The following is an 18,993-nucleotide window of genomic DNA, read 5'->3' as shown; positions in this document are numbered from 1 at the left end:
TTTGAGGTCTATTGCTCGGCCACTCATAGAAGAAGGATTTTTCATGACCGCTATTTCTCGCAGAACATTCATGACCTCGGTGGCCTCTCTGGCGGCTCTCGGGGTTGCCCCGCATTGGAGCAACACGGCACAAGCAGCTGGCGAGACCACAAAGGTGGATGCCGCCACGGCCCTTACTGTCACTGGTGGGCAGATTATTGGTGCGCGCGAAGCCAATGGCACCCGCGTCTGGCGCGGCATCCCCTTTGCCGAACCGCCTGTTGGAGATTTGCGCGGCCGTGCCCCTCGTCCGGTTTCGTCCTGGGCAGGGCAGAAAGAGACGGTTGCCTTTGGCAATCAGGCCGTACAGCAAGCACTGAGCGCTGGCATGCCGGTGCCCGATGCTGGCGCCGAAGATTGCCTTTATCTCAACGTCTGGGCTCCAGAAAAAGGATCTGATACGCCGCGTCCGGTGCTGGTCTGGATTCACGGTGGCGGCTATGTGGCCGGCTCCGGCTCGGAAGCGGTTTATTACGGTGATGACTATGCAGAGCGCGGCGATCTCGTTTATGTCTCCATCAACTATCGCCTCAATGGCTTTGGTTTTCTGCGCACCTCGCTGGATGCAGATTCGGCCAATCTCGCTCTACTCGATCAGGTAGCCGCGCTGCAATGGATCCAGAAGAATATCGAGCAATTCGGCGGTGATCCTGCCAATGTCACAGTGATGGGGGAATCGGCCGGAGCCATGGCCATCAGCACGCTTATCGGATCGCCGCGCGCGCGTGGTCTGTTCGCCCGTGCCATCATCCAGAGCGGTGGCGCACGTCCCATTTATTCGGCCCGTGAGGCAGAAGAGGTGCTGGCTTTTGCACTGGCTGAAGCAGGTCTCAAGCCCGGTGAAGACGAAAAGCTTATGGCTTTGCCACTTGAAGAACTCAAGCGCATCTTTGCGGCTATGGGAGCTAAATCCAAGAGTATCCTGCTTGGGGGCGAGCCATTCCATCCCGCCATTGGCGACTCGGTTCTGCCCAAGCATCCACTGGAAACACTCTCGGCCATTCCTGCTCTTATTGGTCACTGCGAGAATGAGGGCCAGACCTTTGCCCATTTTGAAAATCTGTTCGAAGGCCTACCGCTCAAGGTACGCAGTCTCGTGGGTGAGGAAAAATGGAATGAACTGGCAAGAATCTATAAGGCGCATGCAAGGCCAGAACGCGATCCGCTGATGGATCTCTTCAGCGACAGCTTTACCGGTATTCCCTCTTTGCGCTTGGCTGATCAGCTGAAGGGCCTAGGCGCGGATGTCTGGAGCTATCGCTTCGACTATCAAAAGGCCTCCCCGATCGGAGCCGCTCATGCCTCTGATATTGCATTCACGTTTGGCAAGCCCAATGAGGCGCCGTTCCCTGTTGAATGGACCAAGCAAGCCCAAACGGTGTCAGAACGTATGCGCGACAGCTTCATTGCGTTTGCCCGCACCGGTAATCCGCAGACATCAGACCTGCCAGACTGGCCACAGCATGATCCCGAGGCGCTCGACTATCTGCGCTTTGACGCCACGCCGAGCATTGGGCAGGACTTCATTGGTGCCGAGCGACGCGCAGCATGGCAGGATGTGGCGATTGATGCTGTCTAGGGATATGGCTGCCTGAAAGAAGCCTGAAACAAGATAGTGAGACCATCATCCAGCTCGAGGAATTGGGCTGGATGTTTCTTTATCTGAGCGAGAAAGCTGCCCGTCATGCAGGACCTAAGCCTTATAAGTGCGGCAAAGTCGTGCGGATATGGTCCGCCAATGCCGAAACCGCAGCGGAAGGACGCTGATCGGCCAGTTCCAGCGTGATGCCTATGGCGGGTAGCGGTGGCAAGTCATCTGATATGATATGCAGATCCTGTGGCACGGCGCTGCGGGTCAGAACGCTGATGGCGTGGCCCGAGCGGGCAATAGCCAGAAGACCGGCCAGACTGTTGCTGGCATAGGCCACCCGATAGCGCCGGTTGATCGCCTCCATCACGGTGCAGGCTGCCCGATAGTCGATCGTGCTCGGAGTGGGCAGGGCGAGCGGTAGAATCGGAGCCGAAAGGATCGCCGGCGCAGCTTCATTGGCCACCCAGACCAGCTGCTCCTTGCGAATAACCCCGTCCGCCTTGGCTGAAGGCAGGGAGACCAGCGCCATATCCAGCAAGCGCTGCTGCAGTTGCGGCCTCAGATCTGTTGAAGGGGCGCAGGCCAGCCTCAAATCGATGTCCGGATAACGCGCGCAAAAGCTACCCAGAAGTTGGGGCAAGAAGGCGCTTGCATAATCCTCCGTACAGCCAAGGCTGATCGAACCGCGCAAGGTGGTTCCGGTCATATCCATCAGGATTTCGTCATGCTGGGTAAGAAGAGCCTCGGCATGGACAAGCAATTTCTCACCCGCTGCAGTCAACCTGACGCCCGCTCCGGTGCGATGCAGAAGCGGTTTACCAAGTTGAGCCTCCAGACGATGCATCTGCATGCTGAGCGCCGACTGTGTGCGCCCGACCTGCTGGGCGGCAAGGCTGATGGAGCCTGTTTGTGCCACAATGACGAAATTTTTCAGCAAGGCGATGTCGAGTGACTGCATGATATAAGTCCGATTGATATCTGAATTTAGTATTATCAATTTGCCTGAATTTTCAAGCCTTGCTAAGGCTGGATGAGCAACAAAAAACATCGCCCCGATACCAGAGAGAAACAGCATGTCCTTAAATGATGATCCGGCCTTTTGGAACCGCGCTAACGACCATTTGATCCGCTATGGCTCTGCCTTTGAAAAACTGATCATCGAGCGCGCCGAAGGCAACTATGTCTATGACGCCGATGGCCGCGCCATTCTCGATTTCACCTCCGGCCAGATGAGCGCCCTGCTTGGCCATTCCCATCCGGATATCGTCTCCACCGTCAACAAACAGATGGCGACGGTTGCCCATCTTTTCTCCGGCATGCTCTCTCGTCCGGTTGTAGACCTTGCCTCCCGCCTTGCCGAGCTTGCGCCGGGGCTGGATCGAGTGATGCTGGTAACCACCGGCGCCGAATCAAACGAAGCCGCCATCCGCATGGCCAAACTGGTGACCGGTGGCCATGAGATCGTTGCCTTTGCCCAGAGCTGGCATGGCATGACGGGTGCGGCTGCTTCGGCCACCTATAGCGCGGGTCGCTTCGGATATGGGCCTGCGTCCGTTGGCTCTTTCGTCATTCCTGCCCCGGACACCTACCGCCCGCGCTTTACCAATGCCGATGGCAGCCTTGATTGGCAGACCGAGCTGGATGACGCCTTCCGCCTCATCGATTGCCAGACTTCGGGCAAGCTGGCCGCCTTCATCGCAGAACCGATCCTTTCAAGCGGTGGCATCATCGAATTGCCGCTCGGCTATCTGGCAGCTCTGAAAAAGAAATGTGAAGAGCGCGGCATGTTGCTCATCCTCGATGAAGCCCAGACCGGCGTCGGTCGGACCGGCACCATGTTTGCCTTCCAGCGCGATGGCGTTACGCCCGATATCATGAGTCTGTCCAAGACCCTTGGCGCTGGCCTGCCGCTGGCGGCGATTATGACGAGCAAGGAAATCGAAGAAAAGGCCCATGAACGCGGTTTCCTTTTCTACACCACCCATGTGTCCGATCCGCTGCCCGCCGCCATCGGCAACACGGTGCTGGATGTGGTCGCTCGGGATGGCTTGGTTGAAAAGGCAACCGAACGCGGAGCCCAGATGCGCAATGGTCTTTTGGAACTGCAAAAACAGTTCAATTGCATCGGCGATATTCGCGGGCGCGGCCTGCTGATCGGGCTCGAAGTGGTCAAGGATCAGGAAACCAAGGCTCCGGGCTACGAGCTGGGTACCAAAATCATGGAAGAAGCGATGCAGCGCGGCCTCTCCATGAATGTGGTCAAGCTGCCGGGCATGGGCGGCGTCTTCCGCATTGCTCCGCCGCTGACGGTGTCCGCCGAAGAAATCGACAAGGCCCTCAACATCATTTCCGATTCGATGGCCGCTGCCACGAAATAGGGTACAAAAGACAAACCCGCTGCGAATGGTGCGAAACCCTTCCGCAGCGGGTTTTTCATGGCGTCTGCATTTTGTTAGCGCTTTAGCGCTCAAGCAGATTTTCTACCGCCCTGATCAGTAGCTTGAGATCATCCGGGCGGGAGAGGCGATGATCGCCATCCTTGACCAGCGTCAGCTTGACATCGTCACGCGCCAGACGGGCAACCAGATCGACTGATGAATGCCAGGGAACTGCGTCGTCCTTGACCCCTTGCAGGATATGCACCGGACAACCGGTTTCGATCAGATCATCGCCCAACAGATGAGCCTTGCCATCCTCGATCAGTTTGGCGGTGATTTCATAAGGGCCATCATCATAAGCACTTGGGCGCCGGAAAATGCCTGTTTCCGCCATTTCGGCCTTGGCTGCTTCGTCAAAATTGTCCCACATCAACACTTTGGTCATGTCGATTGCCGGTGCGATCAGGACAAGGCCCTTGATGCGGCTCTTTTCAAGCCCGACCTGTGCGATATGCGCTCGGGTGAGCAACAGGGCGAGCCAGCCGCCCATGGATGAGCCGCAGATGATTTGCGGTCCATCTGTCTTTTCATCGAACACCGCAAGGCTTTCGGCGAGCCATCGCGAGATGGTGCCATCCAGAAAGTCTCCGCCGGAGACGCCATGGCCGGAATAGTCAAAGCGGGTGAAGGCCGCGCCATTTTCTGTCGCCCATTCATCCAGACACTGCGCCTTGTCCCCTTCCATGTTGGACTTGTAGCCATTCATCCAGAACAGCCCCGGCTGGCCCGCTTTTGCGGCCAATCGCTGTTTGAAGGCAATTTCGCGGGGATGGTCCCCCTCAACCAAGGGGTTTCCGACAAGGAAGGTTTGCTTTTGGGGGGCTGACATTGTTATGTCTCCGGGAAAGAAATCAAACGGCACCGTTGGCAAGCGCGGCGACGGGGATGCCAGTTACATAGCGCGGTGGACCGCATGACGAAAGCCCCAACAATTCTACAGGTTATTCCTTGGCTCGATTCCGGTGGCGTAGAGCGCGGAACGGTGGATATCGCAGCCGCGATAACCAGCTCTGGTGGCAAGGCTCTGGTGGCCGCTGAAGCAGGGCGGTTGCTGCCCGAATTGGAGGCGGTGGGCGGACGCCTGTTGCCGCTCAAGGGGCTTAGCAAGAATCCGTTGCGGATTCTCTTCTCCAACGCCAAAGCCATCGAGCGCATGATCCGAGAGGAAGGGGTGGATCTCGTCCATGCCCGCTCTCGTGCCCCTGCATGGAGCGCTTATATTGCTGCCCGGCGCGCCGGTGTGCCCTTCGTGACCACCTATCACGGCGCCTACAGCCAGAAGGGGCGGCTGAAGGCCTTCTATAATTCGGTCATGGCCAAAGGCGATATTGTGATCGCCAATTCCCATTACACGGCTCGGCTCGTCATCGGGCGCAATCCGGATGCGGAAAACCGGACGATGACTATTCACCGCGGTGTCGATATGGATCTGTTCGATCCACAAAAGATTTCTGACGAGCGGATTCAAGCCCTGCGCAGCAAATGGGAATTGGATGCCCGCCCCGTGATGATCCTTCCCTCAAGGCTGACGCGTTGGAAGGGGCAGAGTTTCATCATTCCAGTGATGGGCGCGCTCAAGAAAGCCATTGGGCCAACCTTCCAATTGCTTCTCATCGGCGATGAACAGGGGCGTGAATCCTATGTCGCGGAGCTGGATCGTCTGATCGCCGAGCACGATGTGGCTGACTGCGTCAGTCGGGTTGGCCATTGCAAGGACATGCCGGCAGCCTATGCGCTGGCCACTATGGTGATTGTGCCCAGTCAGGATGCGGAGACCTTCGGACGCTCGGCAGCCGAAGGACTGGCCATGGGCAAGCCGACCCTTGTTGGCGATCTGGGCGCCCAGCCCGAGGTCGTGGCTCCGCCCATGGATGTGACGCCGGAACAATGGATCGCCAGCGTCATCGCTCATGATGATGCAAAAGGCTGGCAGGGCGCCATCGCCCAAACGCTTACCATGCCCGAGGCAAAGAAACAGCAGGTGGCCCCGGTCGCCAGAAATCTGATCGAGGCCTGCTTTTCGCTTAAATCCATGGGCCAGCAGACTCTTGCTGTCTATGATCAACTGCTGGGATGTGATCTGGCGGATCGCTATGGAGCCGAGCGCTAGCCGATTGCGCCCAACTTAGCGCCCAACTCGGCGCTCCTCATCAGTGCCCGTCTTCAAGGCCCCTGCGGCGGAAGCTGCCCGGGCCGATATGGAAGGTCCGTTTGAAACTGCGCGAAAAGGATGGCACGCAATCATAGCCACACCGGCTGGCCACGTCACCCATCGACAGATGGGTCGTGGTGAGCAGCATACGGGCCTTGGTGAGACGCCAGCTCCTGAGATAATCCATCGGTGTCTGCCCCACTTCCTCGGCAAAATTGCGAGCGAAGGCAGAGCGGGATTGCCCGGCCAGTGCGGCGAGATCTTCAACAAGCCACTTTTTCTCCGGTTCGGCATGGATGGCATTGAGACTGCGCGCTATGGCCTTGTCTGAAAGGGCGCGCAGGAAGCCTTTGGTCTCGTCGGTGGCCGTCTGGGCGAGCTGCCGAATGGTCTGGATGAAAATCACTTCGATCAGACGGCTGACAATGGCCGCCATGCCCTGTTCCCCGAGATTGGCCTCCAAGGAGATCAAATCAAGGGTGGAGCGCATCCATGGCACGGTTGCCATATCCTCTGGCCTAAGATGAAGATGGCTCGGCAGAAGCGCCAGCACGGGATGCTCGATTTCTTCATCAAAATGCAGAAAACCGCAGAGCAAGGCGGCTTTATCGCGCTCTTTGCCGAGTCTCAATACGCCGTCCAGCAAGGCCCCGCTGGCAATCAATCCGGCCAAATCCGTTGGTGCGAGATCCGGAGTCGCCTTGATGCTCTGCTCTACGCCATGGGGCACCAGCACGATATCGCCCTTCTCCAGCGGCACCGGCTCTTCTTCCTCCAGACAGAGCCAGCAGGAGCCATTCAGCACGATATGAAATCGGATATGGCGCTGAGAGGGAGGAATTGCAACTGCGAAGGGGCCGGATAGCTGGGCGCGAAAATAGAGCTCCCCGGCGATTCGCAGGGTCGCAAAAATATCGGAAATCAGATCTGTCTTATGCATGCGTATCACTTTCTGGACGATCTGCTAAGAATGAGGGCGTTTCAATCATTAACAAGCGCCAGCCATTGCGGCAAGCATTGGGCAGAGGCGGATAGGTCGCTGACCGACCCAATGCTTGATTGACCCAATGATTGTGGAGCGAAGATTCAAATGCCTTTGGAAATGATACTTGCCCTCATCGGATTTGCCTTTGTCATGTCCATCTCGCCCGGCCCCGCCAATTTTCTGTTGCTGGCCTCTGGCGCCAATTTCGGCGTGTTGCGGTCTCTGCCGTTGATATTTGGCGTGTCGCTTGGCTTTTTGTCGATGGTGTTTGCCGTCGGGCTCGGATTGGGGCAATTGCTCAAGGAAGCGCCGATGGTTGAAACCGGCCTCAGAGTTGCCTGCGGGGCCTATATTCTCTGGCTGGCCTACAAGATTGCTGGCGCCAGATCCATGGGGTCCGATGCTGGCAAAGAGGGAGAAAAATTGGCCAACCCGGTCTCCTTCATTCAGGCCGCTCTATTACAGTTGCTCAACCCCAAGGCATGGACTGTCGCCCTGCTGGTAACCGTGACCTACATGACCGAACAGGATTATCTCACCAACCTTATCGTGCTGGTGGCGGTGTTTGCGGTGGTCAATATCCCCTCTATCAGCATCTGGGCCATATCCGGGGCAGCCTTGCGCAAGCGGCTATCTCAAGGCTCCCGGCTGATATGGTTCAACCGGATCATGGCCTTGCTCCTGGTTGCCAGCATGGCGCCCATGCTGATCCATTTGTAAGACAAAGAAAAAGCCTGATCCGGCCAGAATCGAGCCGCCAGATCAGGCTTTGCGAATGCGCGATAGTCGGGCGAAGCTTAGTGCTTCTGTGGGCGTAGATAGATGAACCAGTAAATGAGGCCTACCAGAACGCCGCCGCCGATGATGTTGCCGATGGTGACCGGGATCAGGTTGTTGATCACGAAATGACCCCATGTCAGATCGGCGAAGTCCGCCGCTGTGGTGCCGGTTGCGGCCCAGAATTCCGGACCGGCAAAGGTCTTGGTCATGATGGCCATCGGGATCTGGAACATGTTGGCGACACAGTGCTCAAAGCCGGAAGCAACGAACATGGCGACAGGCAGGGTCACGGCCAACAGTTTGTCGGTGACAGAACGTCCCGCATAGGACATCCAGACGCCAAGACAAACCATGACATTGCACATGGCGCCAAGCGCTACGGCCTGAAAGAAACCATGATGCAGCTTATGCTGGGCGACATGCATATAGTTCAGACCAAGAGAGCCGTTGCCCTGCTCGTAATGCTGGGCAATCTGCATGATAACAACCAGACCGATGGCACCGACAAAGTTGCCCGCATAGACGATAACCCAGTTTTTGCCGAGCTGTCCCCAGGTGATTTTCTTGCTGGCCTTGGCCACAACGGTGAGCACCGTGCTGGTGAACAGATCGCCGCCATTGACGACAACCAGCATCAGGCCAAGACTGAAGGCCAGACCGCCGATGAATTTGTTGGCTCCCCAGCCGATATCGCCATTTCCGTTGGTTACCACCGTATAGAAAATGAAGGCGATGCCGATGAAGGCACCCGCAGTGATCGCCAAAACGAATGTGGTCAGCGGCTGTTTGGTTGCTTTATAGACACCAACATCCTCGGCTTTCTTGGCCATTTCGGCGGGCATCAGGGCGTCAAATTGGAATTGAGGCGTTTCGGACATGGAGTAGACTTTTCTGCTCTTTGGATACACGATAGGGCGACAGGCACCAGCTATAACATTTGTTGGCTCTTTATCATACGATGGTCGCATATCGTTGATATTGGTCATCCCGAGCCATGCTAATTTTGCATAGCAGAACTTTTGGCTGCGCGAAATATCCCAGTAACGGCAAGATTTTGACAAGACTCGGCATTAGCTTGTGAAAGGATAGAGAATTCTGCCTTTTATCCCTGCCCCTGTTCCATGGCAGGGCTTGAAAGGTGGCGCAAGCTGCGTCATATGTATTTGACGCTATTGTTGCAATAAACAGGAGATTACGACCATTCGCCGCCCAAATAGAGCGCAAGCGCCCCGCGAGACGGGACCGCGCATCAATAACCAAATCCGTATTGACGAAGTGCAGCTCATCGATGATGAGGGACATAACCATGGATCCACTCCGACCAGACAAGCGCTAGACATGGCTGCTGAAGCCGGTTTGGATCTGGTTGAGATCTCGCCGAACGCAAAGCCGCCGGTCTGCAAGATCATGGATTATGGCCGGTACAAATATCAGGCTCAGAAAAAAGCCGCCGAAGCGCGCAAGAAGCAGAAAGTTGTCGATGTGAAAGAGGTCAAGATGCGGCCAAACATCGACACCCACGATTATGAAGTGAAAATGCGCAATGCCAATCGCTTTATCGAAGACGGTGACAAGGTCAAATTCACCTTGCGCTTCCGTGGTCGTGAAATGGCGCACCAAAGCCTCGGCATGGAATTGCTCCAGAAGGTCAAAGCCGAGATGATCGAACGCACCAAGGTAGAGCTGGAACCCAGACTCGAAGGGCGCCAGATGATCATGATTCTCGCTCCGAAATAAGTATTCTCTGGGCACAATACTTTTTCGTCAAAAAAACCCGGATCTCTGGATCCGGGTTTTTTATTGGCCCGTATAAATGGCGCCATGTGATTTGTGCCCTGTTTCGGGGAACAAAAACAGGCGCGGTTCCCTTTATTATGAGGGTTGTAAAACAAGTGAAAACGCGCAGGATAGGAACATGAAATCCTCAAGCTGGCTAACCTATGGGCTTTTTCTCCTGATTTCTGTTGGGGGAGGGCTGTTGATCGGCGCCAATAACATTCCCGGTCCGTGGTATCAGGGGCTGGTCAAACCACCCTTCACGCCGCCCAACTGGTTGTTCGCTCCGGCCTGGACATTTCTCTATATTCTCATCGGCATCGTCGGCGCGCGGATCTATCAATCGGCATTTTCAAAAGATCTGCTCCCCATGTGGCTTGTGCAAATGGGGCTCAACTTCGCCTGGAGCCCGGTCTTCTTCACGCTGAAGAACCTGCCCGGATCTGTTGCCATTATCACGCTTCTGCTTGTTATCATCATCAGCTTCATTGTGAGGACCAGAAAGCGCGATCCACTGGCCGCTCTTCTCTTCGTGCCCTATCTGCTCTGGGTCGGCTATGCGAGCTATCTGAACCTGTCTATCTGGCTGCTGAATTGATTCCGCAGCCAACCGATGGCCTCAGCGCTGGCTTTTACCGGATAACGGGCAGATTCTTTGATCTTGCCTCTTGATTCCCTTCCCGCGCATCGCTATAACCCGCCAATCTGTAGGCAACCAGCATGTCTCCTTAGGGTGGATGCTGGTCTGACTGCAAGGTAAGTGACTCGCCCGGCTGATTTTAGGGCTGCCGTGGGGAGTTTGAAATGCTCAATCCGGGATGGTTGGATCCAGTGCCTTCATGGCGAGGAACACCCTCTTAGAGCTTTGTCAAAAACAACAATCCGCCAAGGATTTCAGGAGAGCAAAATGCCCAAGCTGAAAACAAAATCCGGTGCCAAGAAGCGCTTCAAGGTTACCGGTACTGGCAAGATCGTATCCGCACAGGCTGGCAAACAGCATGGTATGATCAAACGCACCACCAAATTCATCCGCAAAGCACGTGGCACCACCACTCTGGCTGAGCAGGATGCGAAAATCGTCAAGCAGTTTCTGCCTTACAAGTAAGCGCCAAGCAGCTTGAATACAGCATTCTGGTTTAGGAGATAGAATAATGGCACGTGTAAAACGCGGTGTAACGGCTCATTCCCGTCACAAAAAGACCCTCAAGGCAGCCAAAGGTTATTATGGCGCCCGTCGTTCAACCATTCGCATTGCAAAACAGGCAGTTGAAAAAGCTGGTCAGTACGCTTATCGCGACCGTAAGACCAAAAAACGCAACTTCCGCGCTCTGTGGATCCAGCGTATCAACGCTGCTGTTCGCGAACAGGGTCTGACCTATGGACGATTTATCGACGGCCTCAACAAGGCTGGCATCGAAATCGACCGTAAGGTCCTCTCGGATATGGCAATTCATCAGCCAGAGGCTTTCGCAAGCCTGGTTGAAAAAGCCAAATCTGCTGCTGCCGCCTAAGGCGCATTCCGGTTGAAAAGCATCGCTTTTTGAAGGAATTCGTGTTGAGGCCGAAATTCAGGCAATCCCGACAAGGGTTTGCAATGATTTCGTATCGGCGCACGAACTAGTTTTACGGTTTAAAAACCCGCGTCGAGTGATCGAGGCGGGTTTTTATTTGTCTTCAAGGAGATTGACGGGATTAAGTGAGGAAAAGACCCTTTATTGTCCATGCCAATCTGTTAAAACGCATACAGCAAAGTCTCGTAGGGCACGAAGCCCGGCCAGACCGGTCCATACGGAATGGCCCAAAACGGAATGATTATGTCGGAACTCAAATCACTCGAGCAGGAGATCACCGCCGCTATTGAAGCGGCAACTGATGAGCCTGCACTGGAAGAAGTCCGCGTCTCGGCTCTTGGCAAAAAGGGCAAGATCTCGGAGCTGATGAAAACACTGGGCAAGATGAGCCCGGAAGAACGCAAGGAAATGGGTCCGGCGCTGAACGGCCTCAAGGGGCGCGTTGGTGACGCGATTGCAGCGCGCAAGGAGATCCTCAAGGATCAGGCGCTTAACGAACGCCTCAAGAGCGAAACCGTTGATGTGACCCTGCCCACCCGCATGGGATCGCCATTCGAAGGCCGCGTTCACCCGATTGCGCAGGTAACCGACGAACTGACTGCAATCTTCGCCGATATGGGCTTTGCTGTTGCGGAAGGGCCGGACATCGAAGAAGATTTCTACAACTTCACCGCGCTCAACTTCCCGCCTGATCATCCGGCCCGTCTGGAGCATGATACCTTCTTCCTGCCTGTCGACGCCGAAGGCAACCAGAAGGTTCTGCGCACCCACACCTCTCCGGTTCAGATCCGCACGATGACCAGCCAGGAACCGCCGATCCGCGTGATCTGCCCGGGCCGCACCTATCGTTGCGACAGTGACCAGACCCACACCCCGATGTTCCATCAGGTGGAAGGCCTCGTCATTGAAGAGGGCATCCATATGGGGCACCTCAAATGGACACTGGAAGAATTCTGCAAGGCCTTCTTTGAGGTGGACAGCGTCAAGATGCGGTTCCGTGCTTCGCACTTCCCCTTCACCGAGCCATCCATGGAAGTGGATATTGGCTGTCAGCGCGTGGGCAACGAACTGCGCATCGGCGAGGGCGACGACTGGCTCGAAATTCTCGGCTGTGGCATGGTGCATCCGAATGTGCTGCGCAACTGTGATCTTGATCCGGACCGCTACACCGGCTTCGCCTTCGGTATGGGCATCGATCGCATCGCCATGCTGAAATATGGCATGCCTGATCTGCGGGCCTTCTTCAATGGCGACAAACGCTGGCTCGATCATTACGGTTTCCGTCCCCTTGACATTCCTTCTCTGGTAGGAGGGCTCTCCTCATGAAATTCACACTCTCCTGGTTGAAGGATTATCTCGAGACTGACGCGTCTCTGGAAGAAATTCTCGACAAGCTCACCATCATCGGCCTTGAGGTCGAGGAAGTCATCGACAAGGCCGCAGATCTGAAGGATTTCACGGTTGCCTATGTCGAGGAAGCCGAGCAGCATCCTGATGCAGACCGCCTGCGTGTCTGCAAGGTCAACACCGGTAAGGAAGTGCTTCAGATCGTCTGTGGTGCGCCTAATGCCCGCGCTGGCATCAAGGTCGTACTGGCTCAGAACGGCTCTGTCATTCCGGCCAACGGCATGAAATTGAAGCCGACCGTCATCCGTGGGGTCGAATCCAACGGTATGATGTGTTCCGAGCGCGAAATGGGCATGTCCGACGAGCATAATGGCATCATCGAGCTGCCGGAAGATGCGCCGATCGGCGAACCTTTCGCTCCGGTTCTCGGCCTTGATGATCCTGTTATCGACATTGCCATCACGCCAAACCGTGGTGACGCGCTTGGTGTTTATGGTGTGGCCCGCGATCTTGCCGGTGCCGGCATCGGGACGCTCAAGGAGCATCATCCCAAGGACGTGGCTGGCAGCTTCGATAGCCCGATCAATGTGACGCTGAAAGAAGAAGGCGACAATCCGATTTGTCCGGTCTTCACCGGTGTTTACATCAAGGGTGTCAAGAATGGTCCCAGCCCGGAATGGCTGCAGCGTCGCTTGCTGGCCATTGGCCTTCGGCCGATCAACGCGCTGGTCGACATCACCAACTATATTTCCTACGACCGTGGTCGCCCGCTGCATGTCTATGATGCAGACAAGGTGGCAGGCGACATCCATGTGCGCCTTGGCAAGCCTGGCGAAAAGATGGTTGCCCTCGATGGCAAGGAATATGAAATAGAGGCAGGCGAAGATATCTGCGTAATCGCTGACGACAATGGCCCCGTCGGCTTTGGTGGTATCATGGGCGGTGAGGGCACTGGGTCCCAGCCGGAAACCACCAATGTCTTCGTGGAATGCGCATGGTTTGATCCGATCAAGACGGCGCGTGCCGGTCGCGCGCTGGGCATCCAGTCCGACGCCCGTTATCGCTTCGAGCGCACCTGCGATCCGGCCTTCGTCATTCCCGGTGGCCATCTGGCTGCCCAGATGGTGATGGACCTGTGTGGCGGTGAACCTTCGAAAATGGTTGTTGCCGGTGAAGCGCCTGTTGAGGACAAGATCATCGACTTCCCGCTTTCCGAGGTGAAACGTCTGGCTGGCCTTGATGTGCCTGAGCTGGAAATCAAGACCGTGCTCAAGCGTCTTGGCTTCTGGGTATCGGGCGCCAGCGATCATGTGAAGGTTGCTGTGCCGACCTTCCGTCCTGACGTGCATGGCAAGGCGGACATCGTGGAAGAAGTGGCCCGCATCGTTGGCGTGGACCGCGTACCGAACGCTGCGCTGCCGCGTCTCAACGCAGTCACCCAGCCACCTTTGACCGAACGCCAGAAACGCATTCGCAATGCTCGCCGCCAGCTTGCCGCCCGCGGTATGGTAGAAGCGGTCACCTGGTCTTTCGTGGACAAGAAACTGGCTGAAATGTTCGGTGGTGGCAAACCGGAATTGGCGCTGACCAATCCGATTTCTGCTGAGCTTTCCGACATGCGTCCAAGTCTGCTGCCCGGCCTGTTGCTGGCTGCGCAGCGCAACGTGGACCGTGGCTTTGATGATTTGGCCATGTTCGAGGTTGGCCAGATCTTCCTTGGCGACAAGCCTGATGAACAGTTCACCCATGCCACCGGCATTCGCCGTGGAGCGGTCCAGATTGTCGGCAATGGCCGTCATTGGCGCGATCCGGCCAAGGCTGCTGACGTTTTTGACGTACGGGCAGACGCTCTGGCCGTTCTGGAAGCGATGGGTATGGACAGCTCCAAGCTGCAGATCGTGGCAGGTGGTCCGGACTGGTACCATCCGGGACGCTCCGGCAAGATCCAGCTTGGCCCGAAAGTGGTTCTCGGCACCTTTGGTGAATTGCATCCGAAGGTTCTCGATGAATTGAAGGTGGACGGCCCTGTCTGCGCCTTCGAAATCACCATCGAAGCCGCTCCGGAACCCAAGAAGAAGGCAGCCAAGTCCCGTGCGGCTCTGCAGCTTTCCGACCTGCAACCACTTAGTCGCGACTTTGCCTTTGTCGTGGCCCATGAAGTGACCGCAGCAACGGTTCTCAAGGCCGCTGCCAGCGCCGACAAGAAGCTGATCACCGACGTCAACCTGTTCGACGTCTATGAAGGGGAACATATGGAGCCGGGCAAGAAGTCCGTTGCCTTCGAAGTGACCCTGCAGCCGAAAGACAAGACGCTGACAGATGAAGATCTTGAAGCGATCTCCAAGAAGATCGTCGCAGCTGTTGCCAAGGCAACCGGCGGCGAACTGCGCGGCTGATCTGACGAAAACATCCATAATCCCGCGACTCTTGAGGGCCGCGGGATTTCTTTTTTCTGGCTTCTGAAGGGGAGAGAGCCATGCATGACATTGTTGATTCCTATGCCATGGGTGATTCGCCCGAACTGGCCGATGAATTGTTGGCTCTGGTTCTTGAGGGCAAGAAAACCGCGTCTTGCGACTCACTGCAATTGATGCAAAAGGACAATATTCCCATGCCCAGGGTGGGAGACAAATATCTCCTGCTCGATGGGCGCCAGAAGCCCGCTGCGGTGATTGAAACCGTTGATGTTACGATCCGCCGCTTTGATGAGGTCGATGAAGCCTTTGCGCGTGCAGAAGGAGAGGGTGATCTCTCCTACGAATATTGGCGCCAGGGCCATAAGGAATATTTCACCCGCAATGGCGGCTTTTCCGAAGACATGAAACTGGTATGCGAACGCTTCCGCCTGTGTGAAGTACTGGATCGATAGCCAGTACCGACCAGCCGAACGCCGAGCGAATGTCCGTCAAGCGGGCAAATATGTTCATATCTGCGTCTCTTCTTTGCCAAATGCCTGAGAATCGAAGACCTTGGTCTTCTCTCTGGATGACACGATGGGGTGAAGCATGGATAGTCCGTTTGTGGTGCGCAAAGACAACGAGTCTGAAGCGTTGAATGAAGAGCAGAGACAGGCTTTGCTTGTGCGCTTCATCCGCGAAGACAACCAGCTGATGGGCATCCTTGAAGGACTCCGCGCGCTGGATCTACCCGATTGGCGGTTGGTCTCGGGGGCTCTCTATCAAACAGTGTGGAATCGCGTCACAGGCCGACCACAGGGCCATGGTATCAAAGATTATGACGTTGCCTATTTCGATCCCTCGGATCGCTCCTGGGACGCTGAGGACGCTGTTATCAAACAGGTGGACGAGGCCTTGCCCGCGTGGAAAGGGCGCATTGAGGTGCGCAATCAGGCGCGGGTGCATCTGTGGTATCGTGAGAAATTTGGCGGGGCCTATCCCGAGCTGACGGGCACGGATGAAAGCCTTGAGAACTACATGTGCACCACCCATGCCGTCGCCGTTCGGCTCGAGGCGGATGACACCCTCTCCGTAGCCGCTCCCTTCGGTCTGGCGGACATCTTTGCTCTGACCATCCGTCCCTGCCACAAGCTGGAAAGCAACAGGACGCACTATGCTAAAAAGGCGAGACGCATGTCACGCCTTTGGCCTGAATTGAAAATCCTGCATTGGGAAACTGGCGAACCGGTGCGCCCAGAACTGCTTGATTGAAGGCCCTCGGGCCTTCGGCCGTGCGGCGGGCCTAGTGCCGCTGCATCGTTTCCCACATCTGGCTGGAGCATTTGCTGATGGAGCAATTGCAGCAGCTGCTGCCGCATGGGGAGGTTTCCGCAGGAAGGGCACGCACCCTTCCTCTGGCTTCAAGCATTTGCAACATGCCTTCAACAGCCTCCGGCGCCACGCCAAAATGGGTGGCAATGTCGGAGGTGTTGGCTCTTCCCCGCTCCCGGAGATAGCGATTGACGTCTGACAGAATCATAGCGAACTCCTTGCCAGTTTGCCGGGGCCTTGCGGAGTGTTGCGGCTGATAATATGCAACACGGCAACGACGACTGCGACGACTGCGACCATTGAAATCATCCAGATGACGGAACTTTGCGGGTGGCGCGCGATGGTGCCCGCCTGATAGGCGAAGACGCTGGTGCAATAGCCCAGCATGGTCGTCCAGCCGATGCCGAACAGGGTCCATGTGCGTCCGACTTCACGAAACAGGGCTCCGACGGCTGCCACGCATGGAACATACAGCAGGATCAGGAGCAGATAGGCAAAGGCTCCCACCTTGCCGTCAAAGCGTGTGATCATTGCTGCAAATGTGCTGTTGTCGACTTCTAGCTCGGCCGCAGCGCTGTCCAGCGTGGAAACATCGCCAACGCTCATGCCTAGCGGATCTTCAAAGGCATTCGTCATATCAATAAGATTAGCTGGAATGGTTGCGAAAGCTTCTGCAATGCCGCCAAAGAAATCGAACTCTTCCTCTTCCACTGCTGCGAGCTCTGCGTTGGTGGCGTCAATCTGGCTGTACAGCGAGTTGAGCGTGCCCACAACGGCTTCCTTGGCAAACACACCGGTAAAGAGGCCGACGGTGGCGGGCCAGTTGGCTTCGGTAATCCCCAGAGGCTCAACAACAGGGGTTAGCGACTTGCCGATATTGGCCAATACGGAGTGTTCGCTGTCATCATGACCAAAGCTGCCGTCCGTGCCCATGGAATTGAGAATGCTGAGCACGAAGACCACGGCGACGATGACCTTGCCTGCGCCAAGGATGAATTGTTTCACCCTGTCCCATGTGCGGATCAGCGCTGAAGACAGGCTCGGCAGCTGATAAGGGGGCAACTCCATCAGGAATGGCAGCGCCTTGCCGCCAAAGACGGCTTTCTTGAGCACCAACCCGGTGAAGACCGCAAAGAGAATACCGATGATGTACAGCAGGAAGACAAGATTCTGACCACCGGTCGGGAAGAAGGCCGCAGCGAACAGGGCATAGACCGGCAAGCGGGCGCCGCAGGACATGAAGGGAGCCATCAGCGCCGTGACGATACGGTCGCGCGGATTATCCAGCGTGCGCGATGCCATGATAGCCGGTACGTTGCAGCCGAAACCGAGCAACATGGGCACAAAGCTTTTTCCCGGTAGACCTACAGAAATCATAGCGCGGTCAACCACAAAGGCCGCGCGCGCCATATAGCCGCTTTCTTCAAGAAAGGTGAGGAACAGAAACAGGAAGGCCACGACGGGCACAAAGGTGGCAACCGTCTGGATACCTACGCCAATCCCGTTTGGCAAAAGGGCAATGAGCCATTCCGGCATTCCCATGCTGGCCATCCAGTGCGCCGGACCATCAACAATCACCGTGCCCGCCAGAATATCGAAAAAGTCGATGAAGGCGCTTGCCAGGTTGATGGTCAACAGGAACATGACATACATGATCAGCAGAAAGATCGGAATGCCCAGAATACGGCTAAGGGCGATGCTGTCGATGCGTTCAGTCCAGGTGCGAGGCACCTGACGGATATGGCGGATGGAGTCCTGGGCCAGCATATTGGCAAAGCCATAGCGGCCATCCGCGATCAGCAGGTCTGCATCTTCATCATTCTGCTCCTGAATCTGGTGCAGTTCATGATCCAGAAGAGTTCTGGCTCCCGGATCGAGAAAGGACAGAGCCTTGCCATCACCGCCGAGCGATTTGACGGCCAGCCAGCGGGGATGCACGCTATTGATTTTGGCCAGATCGGAAAACTTTCTTTCAAGGCGCTCCAGAACCACTTCAAGCTCCGGATCATACTCGATGGCGACATCGCTGATGGCTTTTGCTTTTGCAGCCTGTTCGACCAGATCCTTGAGGCGCCCCTGATTCACGCGATCCTTGCGATCAACCGCAATGACCGGAACCTTGAGCCGCTTGGAGAGAGTATCCGCATCAATCTCGATGCCTTCCTTGCGCGCGAGGCCTGTTTTGGTCAAGGCGACGATCATCGGCACGCGCATGTCGAGCAATTGGGAGGTCAGGAAGAGGTTGCGTTCCAGATTGGCTGCATCAACGATATTGACGACAAGGTCGGCTTCGCCATCCAGAATATAGTCTCGGGCGATGGCCTCATCCAGACCGCTTGAATAGGTGGTATCAAGTGAGTAGGTGCCGGGCAAATCGACAATGGCGACTTCCTGACCATTGTGGGTGTAATGCCCTTCTTTCCGGTCAATCGTGACACCGGGCCAGTTGCCCACGCGTTGGCGTGCGCCCGTTAAGGCGTTGAAGAGAGTGGTCTTGCCGCAGTTAGGATTTCCTGCAAAAGCGATCCGGATATCTGTCATAAGCGGTCTCTTGAATATAAAGGTATCGTTCGCTGTCCGATGGAG

General features: G+C 56.1%; 19 protein-coding genes. 12 read left to right on the top strand and 7 right to left on the bottom strand.

Annotation, left to right across the window (positions count from 1 at the left end; translation table 11 throughout):
* Nucleotides 1–43: 43 nt before the first annotated feature.
* Nucleotides 44–1,618 carry a carboxylesterase/lipase family protein gene (locus ACKPCT_RS17110; RefSeq protein WP_319567498.1) on the top strand — a complete coding sequence of 525 codons (1,575 nt, stop codon included), beginning with the start codon at nt 44–46 and terminating at the stop codon, nt 1,616–1,618.
* 121 nt (nt 1,619–1,739) lie between these two features.
* On the opposite strand, the gene ACKPCT_RS17105 is transcribed toward ACKPCT_RS17110, so the two are convergent.
* The gene (locus ACKPCT_RS17105) at nt 1,740–2,588 is read right to left on the bottom strand and encodes a LysR family transcriptional regulator (RefSeq protein WP_090072720.1); all 849 of its coding nucleotides are present in this window, start codon (nt 2,586–2,588) and stop codon (nt 1,740–1,742) included.
* A 115-nt stretch (nt 2,589–2,703) separates the two neighbouring features.
* On the opposite strand from ACKPCT_RS17105, the gene ACKPCT_RS17100 reads away from it, so the two are divergent.
* Nucleotides 2,704–4,008: an aspartate aminotransferase family protein gene (locus ACKPCT_RS17100; RefSeq protein ID WP_090072577.1), complete on the top strand. Its 1,305-nt coding sequence runs from the start codon at nt 2,704–2,706 to the stop codon at nt 4,006–4,008.
* Between the two features lie 82 nt (nt 4,009–4,090).
* On the opposite strand, the gene ACKPCT_RS17095 is transcribed toward ACKPCT_RS17100, so the two are convergent.
* Nucleotides 4,091–4,897 carry an alpha/beta hydrolase gene (locus ACKPCT_RS17095; protein WP_090072581.1) on the bottom strand — a complete coding sequence of 269 codons (807 nt, stop codon included), beginning with the start codon at nt 4,895–4,897 and terminating at the stop codon, nt 4,091–4,093.
* Nucleotides 4,898–4,981: 84 nt separating this feature from the next.
* On the opposite strand from ACKPCT_RS17095, the gene ACKPCT_RS17090 reads away from it, so the two are divergent.
* Nucleotides 4,982–6,178 (top strand): glycosyltransferase family 4 protein, encoded by a 1,197-nt coding sequence (locus ACKPCT_RS17090; protein WP_319567497.1) that lies wholly within the window; start codon nt 4,982–4,984, stop codon nt 6,176–6,178.
* Nucleotides 6,179–6,218: 40 nt separating this feature from the next.
* Here ACKPCT_RS17090 and ACKPCT_RS17085 read toward each other — a convergent pair whose 3' ends face one another.
* Nucleotides 6,219–7,160 (bottom strand): AraC family transcriptional regulator, encoded by a 942-nt coding sequence (locus tag ACKPCT_RS17085; RefSeq protein ID WP_319567496.1) that lies wholly within the window; start codon nt 7,158–7,160, stop codon nt 6,219–6,221.
* A gap of 150 nt (nt 7,161–7,310) precedes the next feature.
* Between ACKPCT_RS17085 and ACKPCT_RS17080 the strand changes: the two genes are divergently transcribed.
* Nucleotides 7,311–7,925: a LysE family translocator gene (locus ACKPCT_RS17080; RefSeq protein ID WP_319567495.1), complete on the top strand. Its 615-nt coding sequence runs from the start codon at nt 7,311–7,313 to the stop codon at nt 7,923–7,925.
* Nucleotides 7,926–8,002: 77 nt separating this feature from the next.
* Here the strand turns inward: ACKPCT_RS17080 and focA are convergent, their stop codons facing one another.
* Complete coding sequence (gene focA, locus ACKPCT_RS17075; protein ID WP_319567494.1) at nt 8,003–8,863, bottom strand: formate transporter FocA; 861 nt, start codon at nt 8,861–8,863, stop codon at nt 8,003–8,005.
* A gap of 73 nt (nt 8,864–8,936) precedes the next feature.
* Nucleotides 8,937–9,293, bottom strand: a complete 357-nt coding sequence (locus tag ACKPCT_RS17070; protein ID WP_139229258.1) for a hypothetical protein — start codon at nt 9,291–9,293, stop codon at nt 8,937–8,939.
* On the opposite strand from ACKPCT_RS17070, the gene infC reads away from it, so the two are divergent.
* The 8 genes from infC to ACKPCT_RS17030 all read left to right on the top strand — a co-directional run bounded on the left by infC (nt 9,186) and on the right by ACKPCT_RS17030 (nt 16,347).
* Nucleotides 9,186–9,722, top strand: coding sequence for a translation initiation factor IF-3 (gene infC / locus ACKPCT_RS17065; protein ID WP_090072589.1), 537 nt, complete (start codon nt 9,186–9,188; stop codon nt 9,720–9,722). The two genes, ACKPCT_RS17070 and infC, sit on opposite strands and share 108 nt — an antisense overlap.
* Before the next feature lie 178 nt (nt 9,723–9,900).
* Nucleotides 9,901–10,359, top strand: a complete 459-nt coding sequence (locus ACKPCT_RS17060) for a TspO/MBR family protein (RefSeq protein WP_319567493.1) — start codon at nt 9,901–9,903, stop codon at nt 10,357–10,359.
* 309 nt (nt 10,360–10,668) lie between these two features.
* Nucleotides 10,669–10,866: a 50S ribosomal protein L35 gene (rpmI, locus tag ACKPCT_RS17055; protein ID WP_090072591.1), complete on the top strand. Its 198-nt coding sequence runs from the start codon at nt 10,669–10,671 to the stop codon at nt 10,864–10,866.
* Between the two features lie 46 nt (nt 10,867–10,912).
* Nucleotides 10,913–11,272 carry a 50S ribosomal protein L20 gene (rplT, locus tag ACKPCT_RS17050; RefSeq protein WP_090072593.1) on the top strand — a complete coding sequence of 120 codons (360 nt, stop codon included), beginning with the start codon at nt 10,913–10,915 and terminating at the stop codon, nt 11,270–11,272.
* A 303-nt stretch (nt 11,273–11,575) separates the two neighbouring features.
* Nucleotides 11,576–12,658: a phenylalanine--tRNA ligase subunit alpha gene (gene pheS / locus ACKPCT_RS17045; protein WP_090072725.1), complete on the top strand. Its 1,083-nt coding sequence runs from the start codon at nt 11,576–11,578 to the stop codon at nt 12,656–12,658.
* A complete protein-coding gene (gene pheT / locus ACKPCT_RS17040; protein ID WP_090072595.1) occupies nt 12,655–15,075 on the top strand; it encodes a phenylalanine--tRNA ligase subunit beta in 2,421 nt (806 codons plus the stop codon). The genes pheS and pheT overlap by 4 nt, the downstream gene beginning before the upstream one ends.
* An 80-nt stretch (nt 15,076–15,155) precedes the next feature.
* Entirely contained in the window at nt 15,156–15,548 is a 393-nt protein-coding gene (locus ACKPCT_RS17035) for an ASCH domain-containing protein (RefSeq protein ID WP_090072597.1), read from the top strand.
* Between the two features lie 136 nt (nt 15,549–15,684).
* Nucleotides 15,685–16,347: a nucleotidyltransferase family protein gene (locus ACKPCT_RS17030; RefSeq protein ID WP_319567492.1), complete on the top strand. Its 663-nt coding sequence runs from the start codon at nt 15,685–15,687 to the stop codon at nt 16,345–16,347.
* A 31-nt stretch (nt 16,348–16,378) separates the two neighbouring features.
* On the opposite strand, the gene ACKPCT_RS17025 is transcribed toward ACKPCT_RS17030, so the two are convergent.
* Together ACKPCT_RS17025 and feoB are read right to left on the bottom strand one after the other, a co-directional pair.
* On the bottom strand, nt 16,379–16,615 hold the full coding sequence (locus ACKPCT_RS17025; RefSeq protein WP_090072601.1) for a FeoC-like transcriptional regulator: 237 nt from the start codon (nt 16,613–16,615) through the stop codon (nt 16,379–16,381).
* The gene (gene feoB, locus ACKPCT_RS17020; protein ID WP_319567491.1) at nt 16,612–18,948 is read right to left on the bottom strand and encodes a Fe(2+) transporter permease subunit FeoB; all 2,337 of its coding nucleotides are present in this window, start codon (nt 18,946–18,948) and stop codon (nt 16,612–16,614) included. The genes ACKPCT_RS17025 and feoB overlap by 4 nt, the downstream gene beginning before the upstream one ends.
* Nucleotides 18,949–18,993 lie beyond the last annotated feature (45 nt).

Origin of the sequence: Cohaesibacter marisflavi, from assembly GCF_963665895.2 — a bacterium.
GTDB classification, from domain to species: domain Bacteria; phylum Pseudomonadota; class Alphaproteobacteria; order Rhizobiales; family Cohaesibacteraceae; genus Cohaesibacter; species Cohaesibacter marisflavi.
The sequence above is the reverse complement of the archived record's forward strand: the minus strand, read 5'-3'. Positions and strand labels throughout refer to the sequence as shown.